This is a genomic window from Paenibacillus tritici, from assembly GCF_013204885.1.
In the GTDB taxonomy this organism is placed as follows: domain Bacteria; phylum Bacillota; class Bacilli; order Paenibacillales; family Paenibacillaceae; genus Paenibacillus_AQ; species Paenibacillus_AQ tritici.
In genome coordinates, this window is sequence record NZ_JABMKX010000002.1 from 199890 (window position 1) to 220062 (window position 20173).

22 protein-coding genes are annotated in these 20173 nt (G+C 50.3%); 1 reads left to right on the top strand and 21 read right to left on the bottom strand.

Annotated features, from left to right (window positions below; genetic code table 11):
* Positions 1–234: 234 nt before the first annotated feature.
* The 7 genes from HQN87_RS03995 to HQN87_RS04025 all read right to left on the bottom strand — a co-directional run bounded on the left by HQN87_RS03995 (position 235) and on the right by HQN87_RS04025 (position 7693).
* Positions 235–1080: a cytidylyltransferase domain-containing protein gene (locus HQN87_RS03995; protein ID WP_173128155.1), complete on the bottom strand. Its 846-nt coding sequence runs from the start codon at positions 1078–1080 to the stop codon at positions 235–237.
* A 5-nt stretch (positions 1081–1085) separates the two neighbouring features.
* Complete coding sequence (gene pseC, locus HQN87_RS04000; RefSeq protein WP_173128157.1) at positions 1086–2303, bottom strand: UDP-4-amino-4,6-dideoxy-N-acetyl-beta-L-altrosamine transaminase; 1218 nt, start codon at positions 2301–2303, stop codon at positions 1086–1088.
* Positions 2300–3265, bottom strand: a complete 966-nt coding sequence (locus tag HQN87_RS04005) for an NAD-dependent epimerase/dehydratase family protein (RefSeq protein WP_173128159.1) — start codon at positions 3263–3265, stop codon at positions 2300–2302. The genes pseC and HQN87_RS04005 overlap by 4 nt, the downstream gene beginning before the upstream one ends.
* Before the next feature lie 11 nt (positions 3266–3276).
* Positions 3277–4281 carry an SDR family NAD(P)-dependent oxidoreductase gene (locus HQN87_RS04010; protein WP_173128161.1) on the bottom strand — a complete coding sequence of 335 codons (1005 nt, stop codon included), beginning with the start codon at positions 4279–4281 and terminating at the stop codon, positions 3277–3279.
* 17 nt (positions 4282–4298) lie between these two features.
* A complete protein-coding gene (locus HQN87_RS04015; RefSeq protein WP_173128164.1) occupies positions 4299–5723 on the bottom strand; it encodes a CDP-glycerol glycerophosphotransferase family protein in 1425 nt (474 codons plus the stop codon).
* Between the two features lie 41 nt (positions 5724–5764).
* A complete protein-coding gene (locus HQN87_RS04020; protein ID WP_173128167.1) occupies positions 5765–6538 on the bottom strand; it encodes a glycosyltransferase family 2 protein in 774 nt (257 codons plus the stop codon).
* Positions 6539–6718: 180 nt separating this feature from the next.
* A complete protein-coding gene (locus HQN87_RS04025) occupies positions 6719–7693 on the bottom strand; it encodes a CgeB family protein (RefSeq protein WP_173128170.1) in 975 nt (324 codons plus the stop codon).
* A gap of 111 nt (positions 7694–7804) precedes the next feature.
* On the opposite strand from HQN87_RS04025, the gene HQN87_RS04030 reads away from it, so the two are divergent.
* Positions 7805–8248 (top strand): hypothetical protein, encoded by a 444-nt coding sequence (locus tag HQN87_RS04030; RefSeq protein WP_173128173.1) that lies wholly within the window; start codon positions 7805–7807, stop codon positions 8246–8248.
* 103 nt (positions 8249–8351) lie between these two features.
* Here HQN87_RS04030 and HQN87_RS04035 read toward each other — a convergent pair whose 3' ends face one another.
* The 14 genes from HQN87_RS04035 to HQN87_RS04100 all read right to left on the bottom strand — a co-directional run bounded on the left by HQN87_RS04035 (position 8352) and on the right by HQN87_RS04100 (position 20116).
* Entirely contained in the window at positions 8352–8837 is a 486-nt protein-coding gene (locus HQN87_RS04035; RefSeq protein WP_173128176.1) for a DivIVA domain-containing protein, read from the bottom strand.
* A gap of 153 nt (positions 8838–8990) precedes the next feature.
* Positions 8991–9773 (bottom strand): YlmH family RNA-binding protein, encoded by a 783-nt coding sequence (locus HQN87_RS04040; RefSeq protein WP_173128179.1) that lies wholly within the window; start codon positions 9771–9773, stop codon positions 8991–8993.
* 5 nt (positions 9774–9778) lie between these two features.
* Entirely contained in the window at positions 9779–10048 is a 270-nt protein-coding gene (locus HQN87_RS04045) for a YggT family protein (RefSeq protein ID WP_216857137.1), read from the bottom strand.
* Between the two features lie 7 nt (positions 10049–10055).
* A complete protein-coding gene (locus tag HQN87_RS04050; protein ID WP_042216684.1) occupies positions 10056–10499 on the bottom strand; it encodes a cell division protein SepF in 444 nt (147 codons plus the stop codon).
* Positions 10499–11194 carry a YggS family pyridoxal phosphate-dependent enzyme gene (locus HQN87_RS04055; RefSeq protein WP_173128182.1) on the bottom strand — a complete coding sequence of 232 codons (696 nt, stop codon included), beginning with the start codon at positions 11192–11194 and terminating at the stop codon, positions 10499–10501. Before HQN87_RS04055 ends, HQN87_RS04050 begins: the two co-directional genes overlap by 1 nt.
* Before the next feature lie 3 nt (positions 11195–11197).
* Positions 11198–12055 carry a peptidoglycan editing factor PgeF gene (pgeF, locus tag HQN87_RS04060; RefSeq protein WP_173128185.1) on the bottom strand — a complete coding sequence of 286 codons (858 nt, stop codon included), beginning with the start codon at positions 12053–12055 and terminating at the stop codon, positions 11198–11200.
* A gap of 132 nt (positions 12056–12187) precedes the next feature.
* On the bottom strand, positions 12188–12532 hold the full coding sequence (locus tag HQN87_RS04065; protein ID WP_173128188.1) for a YlmC/YmxH family sporulation protein: 345 nt from the start codon (positions 12530–12532) through the stop codon (positions 12188–12190).
* Between the two features lie 166 nt (positions 12533–12698).
* Positions 12699–13481, bottom strand: a complete 783-nt coding sequence (gene sigG / locus HQN87_RS04070; protein ID WP_036690188.1) for an RNA polymerase sporulation sigma factor SigG — start codon at positions 13479–13481, stop codon at positions 12699–12701.
* Positions 13482–13560: 79 nt separating this feature from the next.
* Positions 13561–14283 carry an RNA polymerase sporulation sigma factor SigE gene (gene sigE / locus HQN87_RS04075; RefSeq protein ID WP_036690190.1) on the bottom strand — a complete coding sequence of 241 codons (723 nt, stop codon included), beginning with the start codon at positions 14281–14283 and terminating at the stop codon, positions 13561–13563.
* Between the two features lie 8 nt (positions 14284–14291).
* Entirely contained in the window at positions 14292–15260 is a 969-nt protein-coding gene (gene spoIIGA, locus HQN87_RS04080; protein WP_173128874.1) for a sigma-E processing peptidase SpoIIGA, read from the bottom strand.
* A 250-nt stretch (positions 15261–15510) separates the two neighbouring features.
* The gene (locus HQN87_RS04085; protein WP_173128191.1) at positions 15511–16434 is read right to left on the bottom strand and encodes an Rpn family recombination-promoting nuclease/putative transposase; all 924 of its coding nucleotides are present in this window, start codon (positions 16432–16434) and stop codon (positions 15511–15513) included.
* Between the two features lie 118 nt (positions 16435–16552).
* On the bottom strand, positions 16553–17674 hold the full coding sequence (gene ftsZ, locus HQN87_RS04090; protein WP_173128194.1) for a cell division protein FtsZ: 1122 nt from the start codon (positions 17672–17674) through the stop codon (positions 16553–16555).
* A 64-nt stretch (positions 17675–17738) separates the two neighbouring features.
* Complete coding sequence (ftsA, locus tag HQN87_RS04095) at positions 17739–19001, bottom strand: cell division protein FtsA (protein ID WP_173128198.1); 1263 nt, start codon at positions 18999–19001, stop codon at positions 17739–17741.
* 350 nt (positions 19002–19351) lie between these two features.
* The gene (locus tag HQN87_RS04100; protein ID WP_173128201.1) at positions 19352–20116 is read right to left on the bottom strand and encodes a cell division protein FtsQ/DivIB; all 765 of its coding nucleotides are present in this window, start codon (positions 20114–20116) and stop codon (positions 19352–19354) included.
* Positions 20117–20173: the final 57 nt, after the last annotated feature.

Consider the following 20173-nt stretch of genomic DNA (forward strand, 5'->3'; position numbering starts at 1 on the left):
CCGATGCCTCGCTAATTAGTCATTTATAAGATGCACTAAAGATTTGAACTTGAAGCTTCATCGTCACTGCGGTGAACATTTGGACTTCCGGCCGCTGTTGTCCCCAGATTTCTTGATCTATTCCGCTCTTCGCGGTTGAAATCCGGTGACAAAGGCGGTCGCTACCGCTCCTACAGTTCCAAATTTCCCCTCCGCTTCTTTTTGCTTTTTCATAAATTTCTTTAGTGCTTCTTACTATAGTCTCTTCTTCAAGGTAGTCGCTTCGTTCAGCTCACGGACCAGTGCGGTATCATCCCGCCATTTCACTTTGATTCCCCTGTTCAGCTCAGCCACCTCAGGGTGCTTCAACAGGAAGGCCTGTAACTCCTCGAAGGTAAGCGGTCTTGGACCAATATCCATAGCCTTGTATAGGGTCTCGAACAACTCCAGATCTTGAATCTCGTCCATGGTTAATCTCCATTCGGGATGCACCCACTCCGCGGGAAGCTCCACCGCATTCAGGTTGAAGAGGTCCGGGTTGTTAAAAAAGTAAAAGGACAAATACTCTGCATGTGAAAGTGAAGCTGAATATTGCAAAAGCCTTCTTAACGCTTCTACTGTATAGACATCCCCTACTGTGCCCATCGTCGATTCCTTCGCATAAGTGAAGTCGGCACCGGTTTTGATGTGCTGGTCGATCATATAACCCATCATCTCCGGGGAAACGGCCGGATTGTCGCCGGTCACACGAACAACGATATCCGCCCGGGTGGCTTCCGCCGCTTTCAGCAATCGCTCGGCTACATTATCCGGGTCTCCCGTGACGATCTTCACCCGGTTGTCCAATGTGAACTGCGTAAGGGGCTGGTCGTCCGGAAGATCAGAGGTTGCCAGAACTACCTCATAACCGCCCGGAACCGCCAGACAGTTCATGAGACATCTCTCGATGGACGCAATGCCATGAATAGGACGGAGAGCCTTGCGCCGGAGTCTCGTTGATTTCAATCTGCAGATTACGGCAATGCATACCTTGGGTTCCTTCACCTGCTCCGAGTTGATCGGGGCATTGGCAATCTCGGCAATCACTTTCACTTTGGCCACCGGAGTCACTCCCTTCTTGAAGAATTGGAATAATGACTGATCACCTTCTTCACCGCAGCAACCACATCCATCACATCCTCAGAGTCCATGCCCGCATACAACGGGAGCGTAATGAATTCCTCGTAGCAGCTCTCAGCGATCGGGCATATTCCCTTACGGAAACCCAGACTTTCGTAGTACGGGTGCAGATAGGCAGGAATATAGTGGACGTTTACACCGATATTTTCTTTTTGCAGAGCCTGAAAGACCATCTTCCGTGTGCCTGTCAGCTTGGAAAGCTGAAGTCTGACAATGAACAGATGCCAGCTCGACTCCACATTTGCAAGCTGATGCGGGAGAATGAGCTCCTGGACCGGGCCCAGCTCTTGCAGATACAATTTCGCCAGCTGCTTGCGTTTCTCTATGAAACTCCCGATTTTGCGTAACTGGGATGTGCCGAGTGAGGTCTGAATGTCTGTGATTCTGTAGTTGTATCCAAGGAGCTGCATTTCGTAATACCACGGTCCATGATTATCCCTCAGCCTGCGCTCATCCCGTGTAATGCCATGGGTGCGGAACTGCAGCAGCTTCTCATAAAACAGCGGGTTATTGGTGGTGATCATTCCGCCTTCTCCCGTTGTTATATGCTTTACGGGATGGAAGCTGAACATGGTCATATCCCCGATGGAGCCAATGCTTCTACCCTTATAGGTAGCACCAAGCGCATGTGCGGCATCTTCAATCACGATCAGGTTATGGTCATAGGCAATTTGCAGGATCTCATCAAGCTCTGCAGGCTGGCCTGTGAAATGGACCGGTATAATCGCCTTCGTTCTGTCTGTAATGCTCTCCCTGATCCGCCCCGGATCGAGGTTATAGGTCAGCGGGTCGATATCCACGAACACTGGCACGCCCCCCTGATACAGCACACAGTTCGCTGTCGCGGCAAAGGTCATGGGTGTAGTGATTACCTCATCGCCATCGCTAATCCCGGCCGCATAGCAGGCACCATGTAATGCCGCAGTTCCGCTTGAGAAGGCCACTGCATACTTCGCTCCTGTAAATGCTGCGAGGTCTGCTTCAAATTGTTCAATGGCAGGGCCGCTCGTCAAAAAATCACTTTGCAGCACCTTCAGCACCGACTGTATATCTTCCTCATCAATAACCTGCTTTCCATAAGGCAAATAGTGGGCACGTACAGGCTTTCCGCCGTGGATCGCCAGTTTGCTTTTACTTTTACTCATGATTGGGAAGGCTCCTCTCGGTGAAACGTCTCAAGAATCCATTGCTCCGTCTGCCGGATACCCTCTTCTATGGTTACCTTTGGCGTCCAGGACAGATGTTGTTCCGCCTTCTGATAATTGCATAACAGCTTCTGGATCTCGCTCTGCGGGTGAATATGGGGGATATGCTGAACCGGAGCCTGCCCGTCTGCAATGAGCTCGGCCAATTGATTAACTGTAATATCCTCTCCTGTGCCTGCGTTCACAATCTCTCCGTTCAGCTTGTCGCTGTAGCCCGCTTCAACCACGAAATCCGCGCAATCCTCCACATACAGCAGATCCCGTGATTGTGTGCCGTCCCCGTAGATCTTCAGGGGCTCGCCCTTCAATTTGTTGTGAATGAAGATCGCCACCACTCCGCCTTCGCCGCCTGTTTTCTGAAAGGGACCATACGTGTTGAATGGTCTCACGACCACAACCGGCAGATCATACGCGTAGAAATAGGATAACACCATATTTTCAGCAGCAATTTTGGCACCGGCATACGGGGAGGCTGGCTTGATGGGAGATTGCTCGTCAATCCCCTGCTCATCCGCTGCTCTGGCATAGACCATGCAGGTACTCATGAAGACCACTTTCACCTGCTGCTTGCGGCATTCCTCCAGTAAATAAAAGGTAGCCAGCGTGTCATTGTTAAACGTTGTCTCAGGATCATCTATGCTGTCCTGGACATTAATGCTTGCAGCCAGGTGATAACACAGGTCAAAGGTTGTCTCCCGGAAAAGCTTCTTCAGGGCCTCTCTGTCCTTCAGGTCCATTACCTGGACCCTTTGCAAATGCTCATGGCCGGCATATTCCTGCAAATTATCCAGGGATGAATTCGCCAAATTGTCGATCACCCAGACACTTTGTCCATCCTTTAACAAACGCCCTACGACCCATCTGCCAATGAACCCTGTACCTCCGGTTACGAGTATATTCATGTTAGCCTCCACTAGATTAGATTTTGTTCAAGCGCCAGCTTCCTTACCTGCTCCTTCGTCAGCGGGATCTCTCCTTCAGAGCTATAGGTTCCCGGCTCCGGTCTGCTAGCTTCCTGGTATGACTGCTTGGAAGCAAACGGGGAAGGAACAATATATACATCCGGTAATTCATAAGCGGTTAAGGATTCCTCATGCGTCATCAGCTCTTCGTATCTCTTTTCACCAGGCTTCAGGCCAATCTCCAGGATCTCCACCGAAGCGGGGGAAATGCCGTATTTCTTCGGTGCCTCCTGGGCTACAACCTCAGCCAGATCCTTCAGCTTAATGACAGGCATCTTCAGAATAAACGTCTCTCCGCCTTTGGCCATCTGCAGGGAACTGACGGTTAACTTCGTCGCCTGCTCCAGGGTCATCATGAATCTGGTCATGGATAGATCCGTTACGGTGATGGCTTGGCCTGCTCTGACCTGCTTCACAAATAAGGGGATGACCGAACCTCTGGAGCCCATTACATTCCCGAACCGCACCGTACAGAATACGGTCTTGCCTGGTTCCCCCGAAGTGACGGCGGAGGCAATAAGCTTCTCTGCGGATAGCTTGGTAGCTCCATAATTATTCGTGGGTGAAATGGCTTTATCCGTACTTGTGAACACAACCTTGTGTACCTTCTGTTGCTTCGCCGCCCGGATCACGTTATATGTGCCAACCACATTGGTAAGTACCGCCTCGAACGGGTTATATTCACAGAAGGAAACATGCTTCATGGCTGCGGTATGGAACACGTAATCTATATCCTCCATCGCCGCCAGCACACGGTCATAATTACGAACATCGCCAATCAGGTAGCGCAGCCTTGGATTTCCATTCAGTTCATTCTGCAGCTCAAATTGTTTATATTCATCTCTGCTGAGAATCCGGATGACTGCTGGCTCCTGCTCGGCAATCAGCTTCACAATGCTTTTCCCGATGGTGCCGGTTCCGCCAATGACCAGAATTTTTTTGTTCCTAAAGAACATCTCCTCCTCCCCCCTGTTCATAGCTTGGGTCTTCCCTGGATCAGGCGGTCCATTAATTCGGCAAGTCCCCGGCCGGAATGCTCAACCTGATAGGAGTGCTGCAGGAACTTATCCTTCACAGCCTTGTAGTTTGATTGCTCTTTATTGCTGGAGAAATAATCGGCCACCATTCGGGTCAGATCAGCCGGCTCCTTTTGAATATAGGGATCAAGAGCGTCATAGTAATCATATTCACGGTTGGCCTGAATGAATTTATAGACAAACACAGGTTTGTTAAATAACAGGCCTTCCAGGGCAACCGTCGAGAGAGTCGCAACTACAGCGTCTGATTTCATAACCAGATCACGGGTGTCTGCCTTTCTGTCGGTAACCACATGGACATTCTCATATTTCTCTTCAAACTCGGTATACAGCGATATTAGCTTCTTGGATAGCTCCCAGGGATGGGGCTTGATGATTAACTGGAATGGCTCTTGTGTAGCAAGCTGGGTGAGCAGGGTCCGGATCTTATATTCATCCAGGGTGGGGCCGGTGGCAATTAATAAGGTGACTTTATGAGGGTCAAGCTGATAGGTCTCCCGGAACGAATCTTTGGAGGTCTGCTGTGCCGTAAAGATATCATCATAACGGGGGTGGCCGGTAATCACAATTCGCTCCGCTTCAAGCCCCCTTCTCGTATACCAGTCGTGTTCGTATTGCCCGTAGATTCCAACATGGCTGGAGAAAACAGGGATAAACGCCTCTTCCCCCATCAGAATGCCATGCTGCAGACATACGCTGGGAATTCCTCTGATCCCCGCCACGACGGCAAGAGCCCGGCTGGCCACATCTTCTGTCGTACCTACCATTACAGCGGCTACCGGGATTTCATTGTACAGATTAAAAACCATTTCGATCGTATCTGTAATGGAAGGAATCCGGTGGATGAAGGTCTGGGTGAAGAATTCATTGCTGAACGCCGGATGTCCCTTGTATTCGGCAAACAGGTCAGCGGCTCTCTCCATTAACTCATCGGATGCTTGTCTGGTATCTTTTTTATAGTTCAGGCTGCATAGATTAGGGATTCCAAATAGCTCAGAGACTCTGGAACGGGACAAAATCACCGCATGATCTTCGTTAAAATGTTCGCTGAACGTTTGCTCCGACATTCTTATATAATCCAGATTAATCAGTATCTTTCCTTCTAGATTGGACTTAATAGGCTGATAGAGCGGCGCGACCATCATTTCAAAAAAAGGTTGAATCTGATTCTGCTCATGAATACTGGAGTGGTTCAGTTTCAGCCCGAAGTCTGGGCTCCCCATCTCGCTTCTAAGCTCATCATTAATCTGCTGATAGAAATTCGTCATAAGTCCAATCGAGATGTTTCTATATTTCAAATCCTTGGTTATATTGAGAAATTCACTATAGAGAGACCAGTAATTAGACAGATAGATAGACAATCCGTTTCCTCCTTCTTCATGCACCGGTTTTGGCAGCTCCTTTATTTCTTCTGCTGCATTAATTTCAGTTCTTCTCTAAGCTCCTTGCAGGTTCTTTGCGGGGGCAGCATTTGTATAAACTGACTTTTCTCCTGATGTGCCAATTGATAGTGAATGGATAATTCGGTGATATAGTTATCATCCAGAACATCCTCGACCGGGTAGAACTCCCAGAACTGATTCAGCCGCCAGAAAAAACGGCCATCGCCAATTCTATAAAACTCGGGATTCTCATCCCAGTAGGAGCCGAACTTGTCTTTGATTACCGGAAGGATGGAGCTTCTGTGCAGAATGGAGCAATGATCAATGACGCAAGGCGCTACCGAGACTATCTTTTTTGCCGGCCTGAGCTGGGTTTTGGTAACCTCATTGTGCTCATTCAAGTAATTGACCATCGAGGCAGAATACGCAATCATGACCTCGGGATGATTCTCCATGTAGTCCACCATTTGCTGTAGTCTAGTATTCCGGTAACAGTTATCATCCGTTGCATAGGAAATATACTCCCCCTTTGCCTGATGCAAGGCTTCATTGATTAGAGCGGAATATCTGACCTTCTCCACTCTTTGTTCAAGAGAGCTGATATTGCTCTGGGAGAATTTGATACGCTTATCCGTGAGATAAGGCTCAATCACTTTAAGGGTGTCTTCATTCGAGTTATCATCCATCAGGTAGAACTCAAAATCTGTAAGTGTCTGGTTCAGAATGGATTCAATGGACTTTGCGATATATGCGGCCTTATTGTAGCTGGTCATGATTATAGTTACTTTTGGCAATATAATACCTCCCTCACTGTTTACTTGCTATCATATGTCTTCTTTATCGAAACGTTATAGGTTAGAAGACTAACTTTTCAGAAGAATAGCGTAATTTCCACGGAATATACGGGTCGGCAGCATAAAAACGCCTAACAGTTATCCTGTTAAACGTTTCATGAAGTCCGGTAAGTCCTGGTTTTAGGGCTGGAGCTGCCTCAGCAGATGATCAATCCGGTGCCCAAAGGTATGTGCGGTCACCACGCGTTGCCTGGCTGCCACCGCTATTTGCCTGCGCTCGTCGTCATGCACCATGTAGTAATGGATCTTCTCAAGTAACTCCTCCTTATTCTGGTAGGAAATCATTTCTGACCCTTCCTCGAAATGCTGGTTCAGCTCTGCTTTGTAATCCGTAAGCTGGAAGGCCTCACAGCCGGCAGCGTCAAAGGTACGGTTGTTGATGCTCTTCGCGATAATCCCTGCACGGTTTCTATTGTATTTCTCATCCGAGAGTCGGTGGATATTCAGAACGATCTTAGCGCCATTATAATAATTCACGGCTGTTTCGGGCTTCACCCAGGCGTTTACCAGTGCTACAGTCTGGCCGGGCTGCTTCATCCATTCATTGTAATACCTGCCCCAGCCTCTCCCCACGATCTGAAGCCGGTAATCTGTTCTCTGTAGTAAGAATTCGATAAGCTCTATCCGGTTACTGTAGGGTACTCCTACTAAACAAATATCACTTCTATACTCTTCGGAGACCTCTGAGGGATGAAACAGGCCGGGATCTGTGCCCAGCGGCAGATGATAGACATGGGGATGACCAAGCTGTCTGTATTGTTCCAATGCGGCTTGGTCAATGGTGAAGATGTAATCAAAATAAGGGGCGAGCGAAACCGTCCAATCCATATAATACGGGTCCTCGGTCAGCCATATAGCTGACTTCCCTTTGGTTTGTTGTATAAATTCCAGCATAGGTGTGGTGATTTTGAGGCCAGCCAGGACCAGAATCAGATCTGGCTGCAGGGATTGCTGCTTAAGCTTTAATGCATCCAAGCCACTCCTTAGGCTGAACGATTCACAGGGGTGGCCTGCCTTCTGAAAGGCTTCTACTATACTCTGCTCAAAAAAGTAATAGACAGCCCGGAAACCTGAGGTAATAAATAGAATATTCAACTATATTCCTCCCTTACAAACTCCCAATTTTCCAAAGAATAGGATGTCCCCCCAAGCATAACATCCGTGAAAACCATATGATGCAATTATGAATAAATGGGAGGTGAAAATATGGCGCAAACTTTAGTTGAATATGCAAGAAGTTTCCATAGCAATCTAAGTACTGGAGTTCTTATGATTCCAGTCCCTTCCACAGCCACTTTGATCTTAGAATTTGGTATGGCCGTTCCTGCTGCTCCAAGCAATTATGTAGAACTCACTACTACCGTTGGCTGGGAGGTAACGAACGTATTTGCTACTCCGCCCGATCAGCCCAAGCTCTTGCTTGAAGTCCTTGTGGATGGAATTCTCGTCGGCAGTGCCCAGCAGTCCTCCATCTCGAACGATGAAGATGAACCGCTGCGGATGACCACCATGTTCCAGACGATTCTTAACGATCTTCCCGAAGGATATTATCCTGTTCAGGTATTTGCTACCAACCTGGAGGATCTTCAAGGAGATATCATCTTAAGAGGCCCTATCCTCATCACCGGAAAGGTAATCGCCCCTGTATAAAGGCTACACAAAAAAACTCCTTGGTAGAAGTCTTATTTGCTCTAAAGCAAACAAGATTAACTTCTACTAAGGAGTTTTTGTATGGATCTGAGTGGTTACCTGCTCAGAGCGCGTTCTCGCTGACCTCACGGCTCTCCAGCGCGTTCCAGTCATCCTGAGACAGCAGCTCCAGCTGAGCCTCCAGCAGCGTCCGGAAGCGGGTACGGTAGATGGAGGCCTGCTTACGCAGCTCCTCTGTCTCAATAGCCACCTTGCGGGATTTGGACAACGCTTCGTTGATAATCCGGTCGGCATTCTTCTCCGCTTCCTTGAGGATCAGCTGGGATTCCTTCTTGGAGTTGTTCTTCACATCATCGGCAGCCTCCTGGGCCACCAGAATGGTCTTGGACAGGCTCTCTTCAATATTCACGAAATGATCCAGGCGTTCCTGAAGCGATAATAGCTGGTTATGCAGTTCCTTGTTCTCGCGGATCACGCTCTCATAGTCCTTAATGACCTGATCCAGAAATTCATTGACCTCATCTTCGTCATAACCGCGGATTCTCCGGGAGAATTCCTTGTTATGTATATCGAGCGGTGTTAATGGCATACTGTGCACCTCCTAGAAATTTCGGACATCGGTTGTCCCTGAGCGGGTAGCCCCTTCTGCACACAGGGGCGTTATCAGCGCCCAGCCTGCTGAATGTTTGTATCCCTTGAGACTATCAATTTCGACAGGCACTGCTGTAATCCTGCTAAGCCTTCAGACAAATTTGCCTGCCAAAATCCGGTAACGGCCTTTCTTCGTCAAACTGCCGATCTCCAGCAGCTTAAACCTTCCGAATCCCTGGATAGAAACCATATCCCCTTCTTTCAAGGCACAGGACGGATCTTCCTCCACCTTCCAATTCACCCGCACACGACCAGCCTTGATCGGAGCCAGAATCTTGCTCCGGCTTAGGCGGGTGACATCGGCGGCAATTCCATCGAGCCTCAGGGAGGCCACAGTGAATTCCATAGTCTCCAGCTTAACCTGACTGCTTCGTAAGCCGGATAACGGCAGGATCTCCGTACTGACATTCATCCGGTGCACACTGGTCAGATGAATGGACAGATAATCGGCGATATCCGCAGCCACCACCACATGACAGCCGTCCTCCAGTACATGAATATCGCCGATCTTGCCTCTTTTGATCCCCAGCCCCAGGATGGACCCCATGTAATCCCCATGCTCCAGCGAGAGAAATTTCTGCTCCCCCGAAGTAATGGATAATACGCTTAGCTCCATATCCTCATCCGCAAGGTCACGGTAATCCGGTGCCACCATAGCCCGCTTCCGCTCGGCATCCGAAGAACCGCCCTCCCAGCGTACGGTAACATCGGGATGGCGGTTCACCAGGCTCTGCAGGATATAACCCTGACGGGGGTCAAGAAATTCGGTCAGCTTGGTCTCATGGTACTCTCCGGCATTCGTTACCCATTCCCACGCCTTGTCCACAAATTGCCGCTCGTCCGGGTGGAAATGCCCGTATATTTCATTCTTCATGGGACTCAGCCGAAGATCAGGGCCACAATGGAATGAAGCCCGCCTACTGCAAACCGCAGCACGACAATCGCAATAATGGGAGAGATATCAATGGTTCCGAACAGGGGCGGAATGATCTTCCGGAACGGAGTCAGAAACGGCTCAACAAGCTTGCCGAGCAGTTCACCGATGAAATTCTCGCGCAGATTCGGCAGCCAGGACATGAGAATGTATACGATAATCATGTAATAGTAAATTGTGAATAGGATGTTGATAATGGAAGATATTTCGTTCAAAACCTGCTCACCTCATTCTGTTGTAGTCTTGATCATCACCGAGAATCTCTGTAATGGAGCCTTGGATCTCCACCGTGTCCGGTGTGCACATAAATATATTGCCCCCAATTTTGGATATTCCTCCACCCAGGGCATAAACGGTTCCGCTCAGAAAATCTATAATCCGCATAGCCTGATCGTTGCGCACCCGCTGCAGGTTAATCACAACCGTGCGGTGCGAACGCAGATGGTCGGCAATTTCCTGGGCCTCGTCATACGAACGCGGCTCATAGAGCACTACCTTAACATTTTTTTGCGAATGGATACTGACGACGTTAGCCCTCTGATTTTTGCGCGTTTCTACAGGGGCGGGTTCGTATTCATCCTCATCACGGGAAATTTGCTCCCGCTCCACAATCTCCTCTTCCTCCTGCAAGCCCAAGAAACTCATAAAACGGTTCATCACGCCCATCAATCTCCCTCCTCATGACCTACTAATACCGTACCCAGGCGCACCCGGGTGGCTCCTTCCTGTATCGCCACTTCAAAATCATTCGACATTCCCATCGACAGCTCCCCGATAGGCTCAGGTGTCAGCCCCAGCAGATTGAGTTCATCGCGCAGCTCGCGGAGGCCCCGGAATACAGGACGGGTCAGCTCCGGGTCCTCTTCGTGAGGGGCCATGGTCATCAGTCCAATGACCTTGACACGGTGGAGCGGAGCAATCTCCTTAAGGAAGCCCTGCACCGCCTCCGGTGCCAGGCCGAACTTGGTGTCTTCCCCGGAAATGTTCACCTGCAGGAACACCTTCACATCCAGTCCGGCGGCATCCGCCTTCTTATGCAGCTCCCGGGCCAGCGATAACCGGTCCAGGGAGTGTATATATTGAAATTTACCGATAACATCCTTCACCTTATTGGTCTGCAAATGCCCGATAAAGTGCCAGATCCCCTTATGGCCCAGTAACTTCCATTTAGGCTCCGCATCCTGCCAGCGGCTCTCGGCTATCTCCTCAAGCCCTGCTTCCAGACATGCGGAAACCGTATTCAGCGATACATATTTCGTGACAGCAATCACCTTGACTTCACTGACATCCCGGCCGCTGACCGCACAGGCCCGTGCGACACGTTCCTCTACCTCGGCTATTCTCTCTTGTAGTGAGGCCAATATTCAACTCTCCTTTATTCCGATCCAGCTCGTCATTCTTCCCGTAACCCCATTCTCCTTGCGATAAGAAAAGAACAGATCACTGTTACAGCTTGTACACCAAGTTGTACATTCGATATGAGTCGGCAATATTCCTGCTTTTATCATAATGCGTTGATTCAATTCTTTCAAGTTCAGCATCGTTTTGCTGCTGTCCTTGTCAGAAGGTCTATATAACTCATGCGCCCCTTCCGCCGCATTCTGCGGGTTCAGCCCGGCCTCCAGCCGGCGGACACGGTCCATTACATAATCATCGACCTCATAGCAGCATTCACCAATGGATGGACCGATAGCAGCCCTTATATCCTCTGGACGGCTCCCGTACGTCTGTCCCATTCTCTCCACCATCGCTGCCGCTATTTCGGCCACCGTCCCCTTCCAGCCTGCATGTGCCAGCCCTACAGCCCCCTGCAGCGGATCATAGAAGAATAGCGGTACACAGTCAGCATAAAAGGAAGTCAGCAGCACTCCCGGCACATCCGTCAGCAGCCCGTCTGTGGCCTGAAAGGCGGAAGCCCGGTCCAGACTGCCTTTGCCGCGGTCCTGTTCTGTAATGACAGCGATCTCTTTCCCATGGGTCTGTTCCCCGCAGGTCCAGTCTGCAAGCCGGAAGCCCAGACTCCCGGCCAGCAGCCTCCGGTTGGAGAGTACATCCGCCGGATCATCGCCGACATGAAAAGCACAATTGAAGCTGTCATACGGTTTTGTGCCGCTGCCGCCTGCTCTGCCTGTGAATCCTGCAGTAATCTTCTGATACTGCCCGCGCCACGGCTCCAGATGCAGCAGCATTGGCGCTGCGCCAGTCTGCATAAACGGTTCCATATCTTCACCTCCGCTTAAGTGTACCACAAAACATTCCCCACAAAGTGGCGCAACTCTCCGATGCCTATTCAAGTACTTTGCGGGGGCCCCGAATAAACTTTACCCACATCCGCAGAAAAAAGACGCACCTTATCAATAAGTGCGCCGCTCACTGCGTTCCGGCCGTTCCAGATACATCATTTCACGGTCTTCCTGTCCCTGCGGGATGCGGGGCTCCTCCAGCTTCACCAGCACGACATCTGCACCAATCTTAACGATATTCCGCCACGGGATGATCAGATCGGCGCCGCCGCCGAACAGTCCCATAAATCTTGTATACCCCGGAACAATAATGGCGTCAATAACACCTCTGCGCACATCCAGCTCCAGATCACTAATCTGTCCAAGCCGCTTACCGTCGACAATATTGATAACATCCTTGGTTTGAAAATCGGAGATTTTCATTTTTTTACCCGCACCTGCGGACTCCTCGTTCATCCTGCCACCCCTGTACATTCAGACCTATAATTTCAGTATATGTCCCTAAGGCTTGGCAACATGTCTCATTCCATGACGGCTTAACGCGGCAGACATACAAAAGGATACCCCGGACAGCCATTACCGCTGCCTTCCGGGATATCCTCGGCTCATTTATAAGCTGGGGTTAGGATTTTACATGCTTTTGCATTTGCTGGATCGCCGACTTCTCAAGCCTTGAGACCTGGGCCTGTGAGATTCCAATCTCGTCTGCGACCTCCATTTGGGTTTTGCCTTCAAAAAACCGCATGGATAAAATGCGTTTCTCGCGCTGCCCCAGCCGCTGCATGGCCTCCCGGAGGGCAATCTCTTCAATCCAGGAGACATCCTTGTTCTTGTCGTCACTGATCTGATCCATCACATAGATGGGGTCCCCGCCGTCATGATAGATCGGCTCAAACAGGGATACGGGGTCCTGGATAGCATCGAGGGCAAAGACAACATCCTCTTTCGGGACACCAAGCGCTTCGGAAATTTCAAAGATCGTCGGTTCCCGTGAATTCTGATTCGTCAGGCTGTCACGGACCTGCAGCGCCTTATAGGCGATGTCCCGCAGGGAGCGTGATACCCGGATCGGGTTGTTGTCACGCAGGTAGCGGCGGATCTCTCCGATGATCATCGGCACCGCATAGGTGGAGAACTTAACATTTTGCGATAAATCGAAATTATCGATGGCTTTCATGAGTCCGATGCAGCCTACCTGAAACAGATCATCCACGAACTCTCCACGATTATTGAACCTTTGAATTACGCTTAGCACAAGTCTAAGGTTGCCATTTACCAATTTCTCTCTGGCGGATCGCTCGCCCTGCTGCTGCAGCGAAGTGAACAATGCCCGCATTTCCACGTTCGTCAGAACAGGCAGCTTGGCGGTGTCCACACCGCAAATCTCGACTTTATTTCGGGTCATGATGATTAACCTCCCAAGGAGAAACATTACTGTACATTATCTCCCCGGTCCGGCATTTTATTCCTCAGCTTTTCATCACTTACACCATCTTGTTGAACTCCTTGCGCAGCCGCTTGATAATTCTTTTCTCCAGGCGTGAAATATAGGATTGGGAGATGCCCAGCAGATCGGCAACATCCTTTTGTGTTTTTTCTTCCCCGCCCCGGAGTCCGAAGCGCAGCTCCATAATCAGCCTTTCCCGCTCGCTGAGCTTCTCCAGCGCCTTCTGCAGCAGCTTGCGGTCCACCTGCTCCTCGATATTCCGGTAAATGGTATCGTTCTCTGTGCCCAGCACATCCGAGAGCAGCAGCTCGTTGCCATCCCAGTCAATATTGAGCGGTTCGTCAAAGGAAACCTCGCTTCTTGTCTTGCTGTTGCGCCGCAGGTACATCAGAATTTCATTCTCAATGCAGCGGGAGGCGTAGGTGGCGAGTTTGATTTTTTTCTCCGGATCAAAGGTGTTGACTGCCTTGATGAGTCCGATCGCCCCAATGGACACCAGATCCTCAATGTTAATGCCGGTGTTCTCAAATTTCCGGGCGATATAGACCACCAGCCGCAGGTTGCGCTCGATCAGCATGGCCCGGACAGCGGCATCGCCACTGGAGAGCCGCTGGAGCAGGAACTCCTCTTCTTCCCGCGTGAGTGGCGGCGGCAGCGCTTCACTTCCGCCGATATAATAAATCTCCTGACTTTTTAGTCCGAGCAGAAACAGCATGCGGTAATACTGCAATTGCAGCACAAGCTTGAATTTGACCATTATTGTTCCTCCTATAGGTTACTTAGGCCCATCGCCTTGTCAGCCGGCGCTTCTGGAGCGCTCTCTTTGTGGGTCAGGTCAGGGTGAATGACCGCCCGGTATGCGCCGTCTCCCGACAGTGTCCCGCCATCCAGCCCGATGAGTACCCTTTTGCTGCAAAAGGTATCCCCGCCCAGCTGTATCGTCACGTTATCCGGCTTCAGTGCGAGCATGAAGGATGCCCCGCGGTTAACGCCTCTGTACGGCACCAGCCGTATTCTATCCTGCCAGGCAAACGACTGCCCGTCCGTTTCCAGTACAAGTGTATCTGCTCCCGTCTGGGTCAGCCTCCCCTTCCAGGCAGCCGGCAGATGGGTCTCCCACAGCGAGGCTTCCATGACCATTACCGGAATCCTCGTCAGCGGATCACTGAGGCGGTTCCCGGTGTCCAGCAGCCCAGGGCAAGTGACCGACACTCCGTCAATCTCCACGGTCACTTCGCCGATATAGGTATCCAGCTGCTCTCTGTACCTGCGGGAGGACTGAATCAGCTTGAAGAGGAGCAGGACCAGCGGAAGCAGGGCAAGCACGAACCAGAACCCGATCTTCAGCCGGTAAGCTTGGCCTCCTGAGGAGGTAAAGATCATCCCGTTCCAGATGTCGCCTGAGCTTTGCAGCAAATAATGAAACCCTATGATCCCTCCCGCCGCCGCAAAATTAATGATATAAAACGCCCCTAATGCACGCAGATAGCTTTGCAGACTTCTGAATCCAAAGGCTATCCATAACATCAAAACCGATAATCCGAATTTGATAAGAAAGGTGTACAGAAAGGACAGCTCCGGTACGAACATCATTACAACATACAGCGCACCCACCAGCGCTGAGAGAATCAGCCGCCACCAGGATACCTTTTGCTTGACCAGCCAGCTTGTCAGCCATAACAGGACTCCGTCGATCAGCAGATTGGCGGCAAAAATCAAGTCAATATACACAACCAGTGCTCTCACCTGCCTGCAAACGGATATCTATCCGGAGGCCAGGGTGCAGGCTCTCTTTTTAGACGATAAGATTAGTATAGAAACTCCGGCATTCAAAGTCTGTCTAAACATGGGGGGCGTTCTTACGGTTTTTTTGTCGAGTCATGGGTCTAAGAGGGTACAGCGGAGAAACAAGCAGAAACGGCACCATCCGTGTAAGGACAGTACCGTTTCTGTGGGAAATATAAGGATAGGTGATCTTCCGCAGCAGTTAGTTATTGATAGATTTCAATTCTTCTTCGGTCAGTCCGGTTGCCTGCTGTACAGATACAGAGTCCATTCCCATAGCCAGAAGATTCTTCGCTATTTCCAGCTTGGCCTCAAGCTCACCCGCAGCTCTTCCTGCCGATATGCCTGCTTCCATGCCTTTTGCTTTACCTTCCTCCATACCTGCAGCTCTGCCTTCCTCCAGGCCTTTAGCGAACCCTTCTCTTTGCGCACCGTCTCTCTGCGAGGCCTCGTCCAGCAGAAACTTCTGGCGGTCTTCGTATTTACGGCGTGCTTCCGAATCCTGGCTCAGAAACTCCAGGGTCTCCATCGCTTTCTTCAAATCAGGCTCGTTCATCTGCAGCACCTCCCAATCAGAGTAATGGGTTCCATTCAGAAATAACAGCCAGTTCACAAGGCCCCTCTCACCGGGAATCGCAGGCTGATTCAGCTTGGGCAGCTCCAGGAAGTGAATTTCAATATCGTCTGACAGCGGCGCTCCGCTTACATCCTCCCGCAAGTGAAATACACTATGGGGATGTTCATTAGGCAGCACCTTATAGTTCAGAATATTGATGGTCACACATTTCTTGAGGTCCATATATTTACCGCTCACCTGAAGCTGACCCGCATACCTTTTGCTCCAGTAATACAAGGTCCGTTTCTCAATATCATATTTATTGAACAGCTGCATCTCAATATTAATCAGCTTGCCGTCTACAGATTTCGCCCAGATATCAAATATCGCCTGCTTATCCAGCGGATCATCCTTATCCGTATAGGGGTTGAGCAGCACCACTTCTTCCAGCGGGAGATCACCCGCATCCATGAATATCCGGTTCAAAAAAGCCAGCAGCACATCCTTGTTATTCTCACTTGCAAATATCCGCTTAAATACGAAATCCACCCTGGGGTCCAGCAGTTCCATTCCATCGTCTCCCATTATTAGTATTATAACAGCCTGAAAAACAAAAAAACACCGTACCCCGCAGTTCTTAAGCTGCGTGATACGGTGCTTCCGTAACGATCTATACTATGAATTGCTATTAATCATTGTTGCCGCGTGTCCGGTTGCGCAGGAAGGTTGGAATATCCAGCTGATCAGAGGTTGTCTGATTGCCGAACGGACGAAGATTCGCGTTCTTGTCCTTGTCCTTCTCCACTGCCGGCTCACTGCCGGCGGCCGGACGGCGTACAGGCGCTGCAGGAAATGGCTTGTGTTCAAAGCCGGTCGCAATAACGGTGACCTTGATCTCGTCCTTCATGCTCTCTTCGATAATGGCACCGAAGATCATATTCACTTCGGGGTCCGAAGCAGAGGTCACGATCTCAGCAGCTTCATTCACCTCGTACAGGGAGAGGTTAGCGCCCCCTGTAATGTTCATAATTACGCCGCGCGCCCCTTCAATGGAGGTTTCGAGCAGCGGGCTCATAATGGCTTTGCGGGCCGCCTCAGACGCACGGTTCTCGCCGGTGGCGATACCGATACCCATCAGCGCTGAACCGCGCTCCGTCATAATGGTCTTCACATCGGCAAAGTCAAGGTTGATCAGGCCGGGAACCTGAATAAGGTCGGAGATCCCTTGCACCGCCTGGCGGAGTACATTATCCGCTTCACGGAATGCCTCCAGCATCGGAGTTTTCTTATCCACAATTTCAAGCAGGCGGTCATTGGGAATCACGATCAGCGTATCGACCTTTTCCTTCAGCGCCTCGATGCCAAGCTCTGCCTGATTGGCACGTTTTCTTCCTTCGAAGGTGAACGGGCGGGTCACGACGCCTACCGTCAATGCTCCGCATTCTCTGGCGATTTCGGCAATCACAGGCGCTGCGCCTGTTCCGGTGCCGCCGCCCATGCCTGCGGTTACGAAGACCATATCCGCACCCTTAAGCGTATTGGAAATCAGATCGCGGGATTCCTCTGCCGCCTTCTTGCCGACCTCAGGATTCGCTCCTGCGCCAAGTCCGCGCGTTAATTTATCCCCGATTTGCAATTTATGCTCCGATTTGGCCATATGCAGCGCTTGGGCATCTGTATTAACTGTGATGAACTCAACACCCTGAACGCCATTTTCAATCATCCGGTTCACGGCGTTGCTTCCGCCGCCGCCTACGCCGATGACTTTTATTTGAGCCAAGCTCTCCATTTCAAAATCAAATTCCAACATATTGTTTCCATCTCCCCCTCGAGTAGTGCTTGGATGGCCAGTCCAAGTGTATCTGGACTTACACTTATATGAACTCGCTAAACATATTCTTTAGACGTTCCACCAGACCAGGTTTCTTGGAAGAATCCTGAACAGGCGCCGCGCTTTGTTTGCTGCGGTTCACTGTCTTCTTGTTGGCGCTCCCGCCGCTGCTTCGTCCGCGGAAGTTGCGCACAACGTTATGAAGGATACCTACACCGCCGGTGAAGCCGGGGTCGCGTACTCCAATATAATCCGGTACGGCAATACGTACAGAGGCTGCCAGTTCAGTCTGGGCTACCTTCAGTACCCCAGGCATCGAAACGGTGCCACCCGTAAGTATATAACCTCCCGGAAGCTCAGTATAACCAAGCCGTTTCACTTCCTGGCGGATCAGATGGAAGATTTCCTGGACTCTCGGCTCAATAATCGCTGCCAGATCCTCCTGGTTGAATTCCTTCTCGACATTGCTGCCGATACGCAGAACCTTGAACACAACATCCGAAGCGGCATCGTCTATCCAGGCACAGCCGTATTTCAGCTTCACCTTCTCAGCCTGATCGGTAAGAGTGCGCAGTCCGTACGCAATGTCATTGGTTATAAATTCTCCTCCGATCGGAATCGTGGAGGTTGCACTAAGAGAACCTTCTTCATATACGGCTATCGTTGCTTGGCCGGCCCCAATATCAACCAGTACAGCCCCCATTGATTTCTCATCTTTGGAAAGCGCTAATCCGCCGGCCCCGAGAGACATGAGGACAAGATCTTTAACCTTAAGACCTGATTTCTCCACGCAGCGTAGCAGATTATGTATAGGTGTCTTGGCCCCGGTAATGATCGTCGCCTCCACTTCAAGACGAACCCCGATCATTCCGCGCGGATCCTGAATTCCTTCAAGTCCATCGACGATATATTGCTTGGCGACAACATCAATAACCTCGCGTTCCGGCGGCAGTGCAATAACCTCTGCAGCCTTGATTACGCGGTCGATATCATCTTCGCCGATCTCACGGTCCTCATTCTGAACAGCAACTACGCCGTGGCTGGATTGCAGGCCGATATGATTGCCGGATATCCCGACATACACCTCGGATATTTGAATACCGACCATTTGCTCCGCATGTTCTACGGCACTCTTGATCGATTGCACAGTCTGATCGATGTCTACAATCGCACCCTTGCGTATTCCTTCCGAATCAGCAGATCCAACGCCAATAATATTAAAGGTTCCATTGGTAACTTCCCCGATGATTGCCCGAACTTTGGATGTACCGATGTCCAAACTAACAATGATGTCATTGTTGCTCAAGCCCTATGGCACCTCCTGTTATAATCATAATAAGTTGTGAAGATAAATAGATATTAAGCACTCTTTGATCCCGGTCGCGGGAAACATCTCTGTACATATTCAACATCCCTAATCCTTTCCCTCTTTTTTCAACAAATTTTTTGAGTGGAATAATATGACAAGGTTTTCACATGCAAGCAGACGCCCCTCAGCTTCCAGAAATCAACGTCTGACACTCAAAGAAGGGTTACAAGAGAATAACAGCTATATCCATGATTGCATCTCAAAAAATCCGCAGAAAAAAGAGGGATATTGCTTATTGCCCGTAACACAGATTGTAGCATTTTTTCCGCTCTATTAGTAGGGACTATTTACTCCCCAGCGTCTGCATCCTCTCCGGTGTCCGCCGTTTCATTGTGAAACGGCACATAGGAATCTGCCTCCAGCATCTTAATGAGTCCCGGCTCTTCCGTCTCGATCACCTGGTTCAGATAGCCTACTTTATCCTTCAGCAGTGAAATTGCCGTGATCACCTCAAACCGTGAACGTGTGTACAGCTTGATCCGGTCCGGAAAAGACAGCGTCGGGGAAGGGACAATCTCGGAGATATCGCTGGTCAGCTCATTCGGGATTCCGGCGAGCGCCTGGCACAGCTTGGCCTTAAAGGGATCGTCAGCCTTCCAGTTGGTCAATATGGGCTTCTCTACCGCAATCCCGGTATCGGTCACGGAGACTGCGGCCCCGCTCGACAGAATGGCTTCAAGCACACCAGCCTGGTCCAGTTCATAGGCAACCGCAGGGTACTCTTTGATACTGATAGTAACTACACCAGGGAATTTCTTGCTTACTTCCGCTTCCTGCACCGTATTCAGTGCTTCCAGCGCTTTCCCCACAGAATCCCCGGAGACTGCGAAGAACTGTCCGCCGATCTTCAGTCCGCTTGCAGCAAGGAGCTTCTCACGGGATGTATATTTATCCCCCTGTGTATGGATTGCCGTAATCTTGCTGATCGACGAGCGAAAGAAGATTACAGCCAGCAGTGCGGTAAACAGCAGCACCAGGATAATAATGATTTTACGGTTTTTTCTCTTGCTAGGCTTGTCCTCTTTCAGAAGAGGTATTCGGGTTTTTGGCATTCTCATATCTCCGTAATAAGGCCCTGTCTCCTTCCTTCGCGGCTGGGCCGAAGGAGA